General features: G+C 66.4%; 9 protein-coding genes. 7 read left to right on the top strand and 2 right to left on the bottom strand.

The window, feature by feature from the left end; all coding sequences use genetic code 11:
* Positions 1-602: LysM peptidoglycan-binding domain-containing protein (locus CVM52_RS19335; protein WP_133119902.1), on the top strand; the 602-nt coding region annotated here is incomplete at its 5' end.
* Between the two features lie 74 nt (positions 603-676).
* The gene (locus tag CVM52_RS19330) at positions 677-2,485 is read left to right on the top strand and encodes an ABCB family ABC transporter ATP-binding protein/permease (protein WP_100164070.1); all 1,809 of its coding nucleotides are present in this window, start codon (positions 677-679) and stop codon (positions 2,483-2,485) included.
* Between the two features lie 44 nt (positions 2,486-2,529).
* On the opposite strand, the gene CVM52_RS19325 is transcribed toward CVM52_RS19330, so the two are convergent.
* Together CVM52_RS19325 and CVM52_RS19320 are read right to left on the bottom strand one after the other, a co-directional pair.
* Positions 2,530-6,342 (bottom strand): efflux RND transporter permease subunit, encoded by a 3,813-nt coding sequence (locus CVM52_RS19325; RefSeq protein ID WP_100164069.1) that lies wholly within the window; start codon positions 6,340-6,342, stop codon positions 2,530-2,532.
* Complete coding sequence (locus CVM52_RS19320; RefSeq protein WP_100164068.1) at positions 6,339-7,577, bottom strand: efflux RND transporter periplasmic adaptor subunit; 1,239 nt, start codon at positions 7,575-7,577, stop codon at positions 6,339-6,341. Before CVM52_RS19320 ends, CVM52_RS19325 begins: the two co-directional genes overlap by 4 nt.
* 289 nt (positions 7,578-7,866) lie before the next feature.
* On the opposite strand from CVM52_RS19320, the gene CVM52_RS19315 reads away from it, so the two are divergent.
* The 5 genes from CVM52_RS19315 to CVM52_RS19295 form a co-directional block, all read left to right on the top strand.
* Entirely contained in the window at positions 7,867-8,538 is a 672-nt protein-coding gene (locus tag CVM52_RS19315; RefSeq protein WP_100164067.1) for a tetratricopeptide repeat protein, read from the top strand.
* A gap of 65 nt (positions 8,539-8,603) precedes the next feature.
* Positions 8,604-9,947, top strand: coding sequence for an outer membrane protein assembly factor BamB family protein (locus CVM52_RS19310; protein ID WP_100164066.1), 1,344 nt, complete (start codon positions 8,604-8,606; stop codon positions 9,945-9,947).
* A gap of 48 nt (positions 9,948-9,995) precedes the next feature.
* The gene (gene der, locus CVM52_RS19305) at positions 9,996-11,456 is read left to right on the top strand and encodes a ribosome biogenesis GTPase Der (RefSeq protein ID WP_100164065.1); all 1,461 of its coding nucleotides are present in this window, start codon (positions 9,996-9,998) and stop codon (positions 11,454-11,456) included.
* Positions 11,457-11,569: 113 nt separating this feature from the next.
* Entirely contained in the window at positions 11,570-12,580 is a 1,011-nt protein-coding gene (locus CVM52_RS19300) for a fatty acid desaturase (protein WP_100164064.1), read from the top strand.
* Positions 12,581-12,721: 141 nt separating this feature from the next.
* On the top strand, positions 12,722-12,963 hold a 242-nt coding region (locus CVM52_RS19295), incomplete at its 3' end, for a helix-hairpin-helix domain-containing protein (RefSeq protein ID WP_240621007.1).

Below are 12,963 nucleotides of genomic sequence, written 5' to 3'. Positions count from 1 at the left end.
AGGCCGCGGTCACCGCACCCGGCGCCACCCCGGATAGCGGGCCGACCGCTGCGCCGGTCACGGTGCTGCGCGCCGGGCCGCGCGGGGTCGAATTGCTGCAACCGGCCAATCCCGAACGCCCCGATGCGATGGCGCAAATCGCGCTGGACACGATCAGCTATGCCGAAACCGGCGAGGTGCTGATCAGCGGCCGGGCGCAGCGCCTGTCGGCGGTGCGTGTCTATCTCGACAACAAGGCGGTCGCGGATCTCAGCACCGATGACGAAGGGCGCTGGGAAGGCCGGCTGGAAGGGGTCGAACCCGGAGTCTATATCCTCAGGCTGGACGAGCTGAGCGCCGAGGGCGAGGTGCTGAGCCGGATGGAGACACCGTTCAAACGCGAGGCGCCCGAGGTGCTGAACCCGCCGGGCCGCGACGAAACCCCCGGCCAATCCACCCTGGTTCGGGCGGTGACGGTACAGCGCGGCGATACCCTGTGGGCGATCTCGCGCGAACGTTATGGCGACGGCATCCTCTATGTCCGTGTCTTCGAGGCCAACCGCGACCGCATCCGCGACCCCGACCTGATCTATCCCGGCCAGATCTTCACCATCCCGGACTGATCCGCACCCCTGCGTTGTGGTCTGGTTTTCCCCGCGCCAAGACCCTATGTGGTTGCGGATATCGAGGAAGCCATATGTCTCAGCCAGAACCCGATGCGGCCCGGGCGGCACGCCGCTCGGGGATGCGCACCATTCGCAAAGCCGCGCCCTATCTGTGGCCCCGGGACAATCCGGGGCTGAAGCTGCGCGTGGTGCTGGCGCTGGCGGCGCTGCTGATCAGCAAGCTGATCGCGGTTTACGTGCCGGTGCTGTACAAGGGCGCGGTCGACGGCCTGGCCAATGAAGGCGTGCCGCCGCTGGCGCTGGGCGCCATCGGGCTGACCGTGGCCTATGGCGCCGCGCGGGCGATGAATGTCGGCTTTCAGCAATTGCGCGACGCGCTGTTCGCGCCGGTGGCACAGCGGGCGCTGCGGCGCCTGGCGCTGACCACCTTCCGCCATATCCACCAGCTTTCGCTGCGCTATCACATTGCGCGCAAGACCGGCGGGCTGAGCCGTATCATCGAGCGCGGGGTCAAGGGGGTCGAATTCCTGCTGCGCTTCCTGCTGCTGAGCATCGGGCCGCTGATCCTGGAACTGATGCTGGTCGCCGGCATCCTCGCCGTGCTGTTCGACATCTGGTACCTGGTGGTGGTGGCGGTCACCGTGGGGCTGTATATCGCCTTCACCTTCTCGGTCACCGAATGGCGGGTCAAGCTGCGCCGGGTGATGAACGAACAGGACACCGATGCCAATCAGAAGGCCATCGACAGCCTGCTGAACTTCGAGACGGTGAAGTATTTCGGCGCCGAAAACCGCGAGGCCGCCCGCTATGACCGGGCGATGGCGGGCTATGAGGCGGCGGCGCTGAAGACCTCCTATTCGCTGGCCTTCCTGAATTTCGGCCAATCCGTTCTGATCACCATCGGCCTGGTGCTGGTGATGGTGATGGCGGCCATCGGGGTGCAGGCCGGAACCCTGACCGTGGGCGATTTCGTCATGGTCAATGCCTATATGATCCAGATCACCATTCCGCTGAACTTCCTGGGCACCGTCTATCGCGAGATCCGGCAGGCCCTGATCGACATGGGCGACATGTTCGACCTGCTGGAGCAACCCGCCGAGATCACCGACCGCCCCGAGGCGCAACCGCTGAAGGTCAACGGCGCCGAAGTGGTGCTGGAAGACGTGCATTTCGGGTACGAGCCCGAACGCGAGATCCTGAAAGGCATCTCGGTGCATGTGGGCGCGGGCCAGTCGGTGGCGATTGTCGGCGCGACCGGGTCGGGCAAATCCACCATCGGCCGGTTGCTGTTCCGTTTCTATGACGTGACCGGCGGCCGGTTGACCATCGACGGGCAGGATATCCGCGACGTGACCCAGGACAGCCTGCATGCCGCCATCGGGGTGGTGCCGCAGGACACCGTCCTGTTCAACGACACGATCCGCTATAACATCGCCTATGGCCGCGACGGCGCCACCCAGGACGAGATCGAGGCGGCGGCGCGCAAGGCGCAGATCCATGATTTCATCGCCAGCCTGCCGCAGGGCTATGACACCCAGGTCGGTGAACGCGGGCTGAAACTGTCGGGCGGCGAGAAACAGCGGGTCGGCATCGCCCGCACCCTGTTGAAAGACCCGCCGATCCTGCTGCTGGACGAGGCCACCAGCGCGCTGGACACCGATACCGAGCACGAGATCAAGGCGGCGCTGCACCGGGCCGGGCAGGGGCGCACGGTGATCACCATCGCGCACCGGCTGTCGACCATCGCCGAGGCGGACAAGATCGTGGTGCTGGAACAGGGCCGCATCCTCGAGCAGGGCAGCCACGAGGCTCTGCTGGCCCGTGACGGGCGCTATGCCCAGCTGTGGAGCCGCCAGCAGGCCGAGGAAGAGGCGGCCTGAACGCTGCCGGTGTTTCTCGGGCCAACCGAGGGCGGCGCGCCCGGCTATTCCGCCGCGCGGATCCCCGCCGGGCTCCGCGGGTCGAATTGCTGGTCCTCACCCTCGGCGGCTTCGGGCGCGTCGGGCTCCGGTTCCACCCACAGGATCTCGATGGCCGGCAGCTTGCGTGCCGCCCGGTGCAGGCGCATGTCGCGGGCGATGCGGCTGGAGCGGCCCGAGGTCAGCCGCGCCAGCAGCTGGCCGATCCAGGCGGCATAGGTGCTGATCCAGATCCGCAGCGCCAGAAACGAAGGCGTCACGATCAGCGTCAGCACCGTGGCGATGCCCAGCCCGAAGACCACCGCGGTGGCCAGCTGTTTCCACCACAGCGAGGTCGGGCTGTCGATGGAATAGCCGCCATTGATGAAGTCCAGCGACAGGCCGAACATCATCGGCGTCAGGCCCGCCATGGTGGTGATCGTGGTCAGCAGCACCGGGCGCAGGCGGCTTTCGGCGGTGCGGATGATCGCCTCGATCGGCGGCATGTAGCGACGCAATTCCTGGTAGGTGTCGATCAGCACGATATTGTTGTTCACCACGATCCCGGCCAGGGCGACGATGCCGGTGCCGGTCATGATGATCGAGAAGGGCTGTTGCATCACCATCATGCCGATCAGCACGCCGGTGGTCGACAGCACCACCGCCAGCAGCACCAGGATCGAGTTGTAGAAGCTGTTGAACTGCGCCAGCAGGATGATGAACATCAGCCCCAGCGCGCCGAGAAAGGCGCTGGACAGGAAGGCCTGGCTTTCGGCCTGTTCCTCCTGGTCGCCGGTCCATTGCCAGCCGATATTGGCGGGCAGCGGATTGGTGTTCAGCCACTCCGTCAGCAGCGTGATCCGTTCGTTGGGATTGATCGGCGTGACATACGCCTCGCCCGAATCCAGCGCCTCGCGCAGCGAGTCGAGGCTTTGCCCGTCCTCCAGCGAGATCAGTTCAAGCGGGTTGCCATCGGCGCCGGTCAGCATCTGGGCGCTGCCGGGGGTGTCCTCGGACGGCCGCCGGGCCAGCCCCAGCCGGGTTTCACCGCCGCTGCGCGGGGTGCCGGTGACGATCTTCAGCAGGCCGGGCGCGACATCGGCCTTGACGTCATAGAACCGCTGCTGGTCCACCCGGCTGATGGTGGCGCGTTTCTTCACCGGTTCGCGGGTGACGAAATTGGCCAGCGGCACCAGCCCGTCCTGGGTGCGCACCTTCAGCGTGTCCAGCGTCGACAGCAGCCGGTCTTCATCGGGCAGGCGCACGCGGATCTCGATCTCTTCGTCCGAGGAAGGCACCCGCATGGTGTCGAGCAGGATGCCGCGGGTGACCAACTGCACCATCGCGCCCACGGTCAGCACATCGGCGCCAAAGCGGCCGGCCTTTTCGACATCGACATCGATCTGCCAGTCGATGCCGGGCAGCGGGCGGCTGTCCTCGATCTGGATCAGGCCCGGCGTGGCCTCGAATTGCTGCCGGGCGAGGGCGGCGGCCTGGTTCAGCTCGTCCCAGCCGTCGCCGGTCAGCCGCAGATGCACCGGCTTGCCGGACCCCGGCCCCTGTTCCAGCGCCAGGATCTCGGCCTCGAAGCCGGGCAGCTTGGCCAATTCGGCGCCCAGCTGGTCCAGCACCCGGTCGCCGTCGAAATCCGGCGCGGTGACCTCGTGGCTGAAACGGCCGTTCAGCATTGGTTCCGCCACCTTGGGCCGGTCTTCCCACGGGATGATCTCGAACTGTACCTGGCCGATGGTGTCGGCCGGTTGCTGCATATTGGCCGGCCCGCCGGTGTTCAGCCCGCCGTCGCCGGCGAAGGCAAAGACATTGATCACCGCCGGGTGGGCGCTGATCACCTCTTCGACCTGGCGCACCATGCGGTCGGATTCGGCCAGCGACAGGTTGCCCCGCGCGCGGACATAGACGGTGGCCTGTTCCGGTTCGGATTCGACGAAGAATTCCACCCCCAGCGAATTCTGCGGGAACAGCACGAAGGCGATGTAGAAGACGCTGGCAAACACCGTGCCGATGGCAACCACCGGCATCACCGGATTGCCGGCGATGGCCCAGATCACCCAGCCGAAGGGCGACAGCCCCTTGCCGGTGCGCACCCGGCTGGGCGGGCGTTCCAGGCTGGCCGCCCCCATGGTGACCGAGGCGGCGAAGGCGGCAAAGATGAACAGCAGCGCGCCGAACAACGCGCCCAGCGTCGCCGGCACCGCGCCCGCGGGCAGCAGATAGGCCGGGTTCAGCACCTGCATCGCGCCCAGGAACATGGCATATAGCGCGAGCGGCACCAGCGCCGCGCGCGCGGCCCAGGGCAGGCGCTGACGCAGGCCGTCGGACAGGTTTGAAAAGATCCGCGACAGGCGGCCGGTGACGCCGCCCATCACCGGCAGATAGACCAGCGCCACCACCAGCGAGGCGGACAGCACGAAGATCAGCGTGACCGGCAGCATGCCCATGAACTCGCCCGGCACACCGGGCCAGAACAGCATCGGCAGGAAGGCGCAGAGCGTCGTCGCGGTGGAAGAGACCACCGGCCAGAACATCCGCTGCGCCGCCTCGACATAGGCATGCATCGGGCCGGTGCCTTCCTTGATGCGCTTGTCGGCATATTCGACCACCACGATGGCGCCATCCACCAGCATCCCGACCGCCAGGATCAGCCCGAACATGACGATGTTCGAAATCGAGATCTCCATCAGCGCCAGGAAGGCGAAACACAGCAGGAACGAGGTCGGAATGGCAAAGCCGACCAGCAGCGCGGCGCGGCTGCCCAGGGCGGCCAGCACCACGATCATCACCAGCGCAACCGCGGTCAGCACCGAGCCTTCCAGTTGGCTGACCATCGAGCCGACCACCCGGCTCTGATCGTTCGAGGTGCCGACGCGCACCGCGGTCTGCAACTCTTCGGGCCACTGGCTGCGGGCGGCCTCGACCGTCTGTTTCACCAGCGCGACGGTGTCGATCAGGTTATAGCCCTTGCGCTTGACCACCTGCAGCGCAACGGTGTTTTCGCCGTTGAACCGTGCGGTGCCGGTGCGGTCTTCGAAGGTCAGGTTGATCTTGGCCAGATCGCCCAGCGTCACCACCCGGTCGCCATTGACCTTGACCGGCAGGCTGTAGACATCGCGCGGTTCGTCGAACGAGGAGGGGATCTTGACCGAAAAGGTGCCCTGGTCAGTTTCCACCTCGCCGGCGGCGATCAGCTGGTTGTTGTTCTGCACCACGTTGATCAGCTCGCCCGCGGTGACGTTATAGGCCTCCAGCCGCAGCGGATCGATCACCACCTCCAGCATCTCGTCGCGGTTGCCGGCGATCCCGGCCTCCAGCACCGCGTCGAGCGATTCCAGGTCGTCCTGCAGATCCTTGGCGATCCGCGCCATGGTGCGTTCAGGGACATCGCCGGTCAGGTTGACGATGACGATGGGAAATTCCGAGAAATTGATCTCGGAAATGGTGTATTGCTCGGCCCCGTCGGGGAAATCCGCCTGTGCCGCGCCCAGGGCGTCGCGGACATCGGCCATGGTGGCGGTCTTGTCCCAGCCGAATTCGAACTCCATCACCACATTGGCGTAGTTCTCGGCGGCGGTCGAGGTCATCTCCTTCAGGCCGTCGATATCGGCCAGCTCGGTCTCCATCGGCTTGACCAGCAGCGATTCGGCATCGGCTGCCGAGATGCCGGGAAACTGGACCGAGGCGATCAGCAGCGGGATCTCGATATCCGGCTCGCCCTCTTTCGGCAGGCTCCAATAGGCGAAACCGCCGATGATCAGCGACAGCGCGATAAAGGCCAGGACCATTCGCGCCCGGGACGCGGCCCAGTCGACGATGCCGGTCATTGGATGGCCTCGCGATAGGTCGGCGCGACGGTGACGCCGGCGGTAACGAAATCCTGCCCGACGACGATCACGTCGCTTTGCTCGGGCAGGCCGGATACCCAGACGCCGGTGGTTTCGTCACGCAACAGCGTGACCGGCAGGAACTCGACCTTGTTGTCGCCATCCACTACGCGCACGCCCAGCGTGCCTTCGTTGTTCAGCGTCAGGGCCGATTGCGGCAGCTTATGCGCCTGCGCGCCCTGGGCCGAGATCGCGATGGTTGCGGTCTGGCCGTCACGAATTGCCAGGTCGGGGTTGGGCACGGTGATTTCCACCTGGAAGGTGCGCGTCACCGGGTCGGCCGAGCGGCTGAGAAACACAACCTGACCGGTCACCCGGCGGCCGCTGACCAGTTCGGCGCCGGCCTGGGCGCCGACCTGGACGCGGTCCACCTCGGTTTCAGGGACGAACCCGACCAGCTTGATCGGGTCCAGCTGAATGACAGTCGCACAGAGGCTGCCGGGCTGCATCAGGCTGCCCAATTCGGCGGTATCCGATTCCAGCAGCCCTTCGAACGGCGCGGTGATGGTCAGCCGGTCGATCTCGCGCTCGGCGGCGGCCACGGCGGCGGCGGCGGATTCAATGCCCGATTGGGCGGTTTCCAGCCCCGATTCCGCCGCGGCGATTCCCGCCTCGGCCGAGCGGACCGAGGCCATCGCCGATTTCAGCTTGGTTTCCGAGGCAAAGCCATCTTCGCTGAGCTTGCTGGTTGCGGTGTAGTTGATCATCGCCTCTTCCAGCCGGGCGCGGGCCTCTTCCAGCCGGGCGGCGGTTTCCGGCTGCTTGCTTTTCGCCTCGTTCAGCCGCGCGCGCGCCTCGGCCAGCGCCGCCTCGCGGGTGCCGGGATCCAGCTCGCACAGCAGATCCCCCTTGTTCACGAAAGTGCCCTTGCGGCGCGGTTCGGAGATCACCGTGGCAGAGGTTTCCGCCCGCACATCGACCTGGCGGGCGGCCTGGGTCTGGCCGCGCAGGATGACCGCGTTATTGATCGCCTCCGCGCGGGAGCGCAGCGCCACGACCCCGACCGCACGGCTGTCCGGTTCGGCCTGCGGCGCAGCGTCGTCACCGTCGACCGTTTCGGTCGCGACCCCGGAATCGGCGCCACGGGCAAAACCCAGCAGCGCGTCGCGCTGGAACACCGCGAGGTAAAGGACAACCATAACCACGATTGCGGTCAAGACGGGGATCGTTCGCATCTGGGCCTCTGTAACTTTACTGCGGATGCTCGGGCGGTCGGTCTCACGCCCGGTTTACGCTTCCCGTGTCATATAGGTGCTGGGCTGACTAAACTAACCAGTTCATTTTATTTTTTTTGCGTTACCGCTGCAAGCGTGCATCGAAATGCCCGCAGGCCCCCACTTGGCTTGTGCGGCCATGCACGGTAATAGGGGGCAATTCGGCCCGGATCCGGGCCGGGACTTGCCCCGCACCAAAGGTGCAACGGGTTAAAAAGCAAGGTATTTTCGGCGGGAGACCGGGCGGCGCATGAGCAATAGCGACAGTTTCATCGATGAGGTGACCGAGGAAGTCCGCAAGGACCGCCTGTTTCAGCTGTTCCGCCGCTATGGCTGGATCGCGGGGGTGGTGATCGTCCTGATCGTCGGCGGAGCGGCCTGGAACGAATATCGCAAGGCGCGGGACCGCGCGGCGGCCGAGGCGCTGGGCGACCAGATCCTCGCCGCGATGAATGCCCCCGACGCCAGCGCGCGGGCCGAGCAACTGTCGGATGTGACCGCGCAGACGCCGGGCGGCGGCGCGATCGTGGAATTTGTCCGCGCCGGCGCCCAGGCCGAGGCGGGCGAGGTCGAGGCGGCAGTGGCCGGGCTGAACCGGATTGCCACCGATGGCGATCTGCCGCTGATCTACCGCCAGATTGCCAGCTTCAAGGCGCTGGCCCTGCAAAGCGACACCCTGTCCGCCGATGAACGGCGCAGCGGTTTCGAGGCGCTGGCCCAGCCGGGCGTGGCGCTGCGCCTGCTGGCCGAGGAGCAACTGGCGCTGATCGAATTGGAACAGGGCGAGACCGAGGCGGCAATCGACCGCTTTCAGTCGATCCTTGCCGATGCCGAGTCGACCTCGGACTTGCAACAGCGCGCGACGCAGGCGATTGTGGCGCTCGGCGGAACCCCCGAGCTGAGCCCGCGCCAGCAGGGATAATGCGGGACCGGGCGTCAGGGAGGCAGCACCATGCCGGCACAAAAGACTGAGGCAGACAGCACTTCATGATTCCAACCGTTTTCCCAATCCGGCTGGGGCTTGCGCTTGCCGGCGGTGCGCTTCTGCTTCTGTCCGCCTGTGCCGAGCAGGAATTGATCCTGCCCGGTGAACGCGAGGCGATCCGCGGCCAGATCGACGGCACCCGCCTGGAACCGACCCCCGACGAGATCGACAATGTCAGCCGGCCGATCCGGCTGCCTTCGGCACAGCGCAGCGCCAGCTGGGCGCAAGCGCCGGGCATGCCTTCGCACCGCGTGGACAACGCGGCGCTGACCGTGGCGCCGCAGCTGGTCTGGTCTGCCGATATCGGCGCCGGCGATGGCCGGCGTGCGCGCATCACCGCCGATCCGGTGGTTGCAGGCGGGCTGATTTACACGCTGGACAGCGGCGCGCGTGTCAGCGCGGTGACCCCCGCCGGGCAGGTGGCATGGAGCGTCGACCTGATCCCGGTCACCGATGACGAAGACCAGGCAACCGGCGGCGGCATGGCCTATGACAAGGGCACGCTGTATGTCTCGTCCGGGTTTGGCCGTCTGACAGCGCTGGACGCCACCAGCGGCGCGGTGCGCTGGACCCAGAAGCTGGGCGCGACCGGCAGCGGCACGCCGCTGATCAGTGACGGGCTGGTCTATCTGGTGGCGGGTGATTCCACCGGGTGGGCCGTCGATACCGATGATGGCCGCATCCGGTGGCAGATCGAGGCGGCGCCCAGCGTTGCCAATGTGCTGGGGGCGCCGGCGCCGGTGATCGCCGGGGAATTCGTGGTCTTTGCCTTTGGCTCGGGCGAGCTGATCGGCGCCTTCCGGCGCGGCGGCTTCCAGCGCTGGAGTGCCACCGTGGCCGGGGGCCGTACCGGCCGTGTCGCCTCGCGCATCGGCGATATCACCGGCAGCCCGATGGTGTCGGGCAACCGCATTTATGCCGGGAATCACTCGGGCACCACCTCGGCCGTCGATGCCCGCAGCGGCGACGTGATCTGGACCGCGCGCCAGGGGGCGGTCGGGCCGGTCTGGCCGGTGGGCGGCAGCGTCTTCGCCGTCACCTCGGAAAGCCAGCTGGTGCGCCTGGATGGCGGCGACGGGTCGGTGATCTGGGCGGTGGACCTGCCGGGCTATCTGAAGGACAAGCCGCGCAAACGTGGCGAGATCGTCGCCCATTACGGCCCGATCGTCGCGGGCGGACAGCTGGTCATCGCGTCCAATGACGGGTTCCTGCGCTTTGTCGCGCCCGAGGATGGCAGCCTGATCGCCTCGGTCCCGGTGCCGGACGGGGCGACCACCGCGCCGGTGGTGGCGGATGGCACGTTGTACGTGGTGTCGACCGAAGGCGAATTGCACGCTTTCCGTTAGGCGCGAAATCCGCTAGACCCGCAGTCTGGATCCGGAAAAAGTACCGCCATGTCATTCACGCTCGCCATCGTGGGCCGCCCCAATGTGGGCAAGTCCACATTGTTCAACCGCCTCGTCGGCAAACGACTGGCCCTGGTCGATGATCAGCCCGGGGTCACCCGCGACCTGCGCGAAGGCGATGCGCGGCTGGCCGATCTGCGCTTTACCGTGGTCGACACCGCCGGGCTGGAAGACGCCAATGATGACAGCCTGCCGGGGCGGATGCGGCGGCTGACCGAGCGGGCGGTCGACATGGCCGATATCTGCCTGTTCATGGTTGATGCGCGCGCCGGCATCACCCCGACCGACCAAGTCTTTGCCGAGATCCTGCGCAAGCGCTCGGCGCATGTGATTCTGGCCGCCAACAAGGCCGAGGGCGCGGCGGCCGATGCCGGCGTGCTGGACGCCTACGGGCTGGGCCTTGGCGAGCCGATCCGCCTCTCCGCCGAACATGGCGAGGGGCTGAACGACCTTTACGTGCAACTGTTGCCGCTGGCCGATGCCTTCGCCGAGCGCGCCGCACAGGACGCGCCCGAGACCGATATCGAACTGGACGGGGACGAGGCCGAGGATGCGGCGATTCCCCAGCCCACCGCCGCCAAGCCGCTGCAGGTGGCCGTTGTGGGCCGGCCCAATGCGGGCAAGTCGACGCTGATCAACCGCATCCTGGGCGAAGATCGCCTGCTGACCGGGCCGGAGGCGGGAATCACCCGCGACGCGATTTCCCTGCGCCTGGACTGGCAGGGCACGCCGATGCGGATCTTCGACACCGCCGGTATGCGTCGCAAGGCCAAGGTGCAGGAAAAGCTGGAAAAGCTGTCGGTGGCCGACGGGTTGCGCGCGGTGAAATTCGCCGAGGTTGTGGTGGTGCTGCTGGATGCCGCGATTCCCTTCGAAAGCCAGGACCTGCGCATCGCCGACCTGGCCGAGCGCGAGGGACGCGCGGTGGTGGTCGCGGTCAACAAATGGGACGTGGAAGAGGACCGGCAGGGCAAGCTGGGCGCGTTGAAAGAGGCGTTCGAACGGCTGCTGCCGCAGCTGAAAGGCGCGCCGCTGGTCACCGTCTCGGCCAAGACCGGCCGCGGGCTGGACCGGCTGCATGATGCGATCATGCGCGCCTACGAGACCTGGAATGCCCGCGTGCCCACCGCGCAGCTGAACCGCTGGCTGACCGGCATGGTCGAGGCGCATCCGCCGCCGGCACCGCAGGGCAAGCGGATCAAGCTGCGCTATATGACCCAGGCCAAGACCCGGCCGCCGGGATTCGTGGTGATGTGCTCGCATCCCGACAAGTTGCCCGACAGCTATGCCCGTTATCTGGTCAACGGGCTGCGCGAAGATTTCGGCATGCCGGGCACGCCGATCCGCCTGACCTTCCGTTCGCAGGCCGACAAGAACCCCTATAAGGATCGCAAGCGCAAGCCCGGCCCGTCAAAGCTGCGCAAGCATACCGAGGGGCGGCGGCGCTAGGGTCCCAGGAGGGCAGTGGCACGAAGACGCCGCCGATTTGCGTAGACCGTTGAATCTGCACCCGGAGTGGTGGAGAATATGCCTATTGGTAACCAGGATCAGGGCAGGGTGACATGGCCACCGCTCAGGCAGGGGAATTCAACCTCCGCGCGCATACTCGCCGATTCGCCAAACAGGATAATCGCCTGGCCGGGCTCAGCTTCTTCGGGACATTCGCGGTGTATTTCGCCTCGCTCTACCTGGCGATCTCCTATGTGCACCTGTGGTATGTCCTGCTGCCGATGGCAGTGGTGCACGCGTTTTCCGCCGTGCGGCTATATGTGCTGCAGCATGACACCGGGCATCATTCGCTGTTCGAAACCCGCCTTCAGAACGAGGTGGCGGGGCATGTGCTGTCGCCCTTCACTTTTGCACCCTTCGAGGTGATGAAGCAGAATCACAACCTGCATCACGGTCATCTGGGCAATCTCGATCACCGCGATACCGGCGAAATTCACACCATGACGCTGAAGGAATGGAACGCCGCCGGCTTTCGCGAGCGTCTGTTCTATCGGCTGTACCGCAACCCGTTCGTGCTGCTGCCGGTGGGGGCGCTGTTCACCTATTTCCTGCGCTACCGCTGGCCCAAGAACACGCTGCGATTCGGCTGGAAAGGGGTGGTGGCGCATAACCTTGTCGTCATCGCCTATATCGCGACGCTTTATGCGCTGTTCGGCTGGACCGGCGTGCTGGTCTGGCTGGGCGCCAGCCTGCTGGGCGGGATGATCGGGGTGTTCCTGGTCTATCTGCAGCACAATTTCGAAGACACCTACTGGGACCGGCGCCCGGATCTGGATCCGCAGCTGGCGGCGATCCAGGGTTCGTCCTGCCTGGATTTCGGCTGGTGGTTCGACCACGCGGTCGCCTGCATCACGCTGCATGACATCCACCACTTCAACGCGCGGATCCCGTCCTATCGGCTGCGCGCCTGCCATTACAGCCTGCCGGAGGAATTCGCGCCGCGACGGATCAAGTTCCCCGAGGCGGTGGCGGCGCTGCGGCTGAAGCTGTGGGACGAGGATCAGCAAAGGCTGGTGCCGTTCCCGCCGCGCCAGACCGGGCAGGGCGCACAGCTGCGGGCCTGATCCGGGCGGTGCGGTCAGCCATTTTTGTATAACAAATGTATATACACTTCTGATCGCTTCCTGTAGGGTGCCTGCCAGTGTTGAAAAAACCCGGGCGACCGCTGGATTTGGCGGGCCGGCAGGGGCAGGAAAGGACAGGACATGACAGCGACCACCGAGGTCAACGGAGTCGGCGTGGCATTGGCCGCGCTGCTGAAATCTCACGGATTCGACAGCGCCGAAGCGATTGCTGCGGCCACGCCGGAAGAGTTGAGCGTGGTGCCGCGCATCGGGGCGCTGCGTGCGCCGGTCCTGATCGCAGCAGCGCGCGAGATCGTCGCTGCCAACGGGGTGGCCCCGTTGGCCCGGCCGGCCCCGGTGACGCCACCCGCACCCGCACCGGC

This window comes from Pseudooceanicola lipolyticus (assembly GCF_002786325.1).
GTDB classification, from domain to species: Bacteria; Pseudomonadota; Alphaproteobacteria; order Rhodobacterales; family Rhodobacteraceae; genus Pseudooceanicola_C; species Pseudooceanicola_C lipolyticus.
Note: the sequence above shows the minus strand (reverse complement) of the source record. Positions and strands in the feature narration are given on the sequence as shown.